Origin of the sequence: Rugosimonospora africana (assembly GCF_016862975.1) — a bacterium.
In the GTDB taxonomy this organism is placed as follows: Bacteria; Actinomycetota; Actinomycetes; order Mycobacteriales; family Micromonosporaceae; genus Rugosimonospora; species Rugosimonospora africana.
Window position 1 is genome coordinate 1 of sequence record NZ_BONZ01000216.1, and the last position, 536, is coordinate 536.

General features: G+C 68.3%; 1 protein-coding gene. It reads left to right on the forward strand.

Annotation, left to right across the window (positions count from 1 at the left end; translation table 11 throughout):
* Positions 1 to 536 (forward strand): AMP-binding protein (locus tag Raf01_RS49300; protein WP_203925099.1); only part of this gene is annotated, 536 nt, incomplete at both ends.

Here is a 536-nt window from a genome sequence, read left to right on the forward strand (position 1 = left end):
GACCCCGCCACGGAACTCACAGCCGACCTGCGGGTGACGGGCTACACCAGCCACGGCGCCACGCACTACCCGATCGCCCTTGGAATTGTCCCTGGGGAGGAACTGTATCTGCGGTTGGACTACCGCGATGACCTGTTCGACGAGGCGACCGTGGCGGCGTACGCCGCACGACTGCAACGCCTGCTGGAGGCCGTCGTCGCGGACCCGGACCAACCCGTCGGCCGCATCGACCTGCTCGACGAGCGGGAGCGGCATGAGCTCTTGGTGGAGTGGAATGACACCACCCACCCGGTGGAACCGGTGACGTTGCCAGACCTGTTTGAGCGGCAGGTGACGGCGTCGCCGGAGGCGGTCGCGGTGGTCTGTGGGGAACAGCGGGTCTCGTATCGGCAGTTGGATGGTCGGGTCAATCAGCTGGCGAGGTCGTTGGTCGAGGCCGGGGTGGGACCGGAGTCGGTGGTCGCGTTGGCGCTGCCCCGGTCGGTGGAGCTGGTCACGGCGGTGTTGGCGGTGATGACCGCGGGTGGCGCGTACCT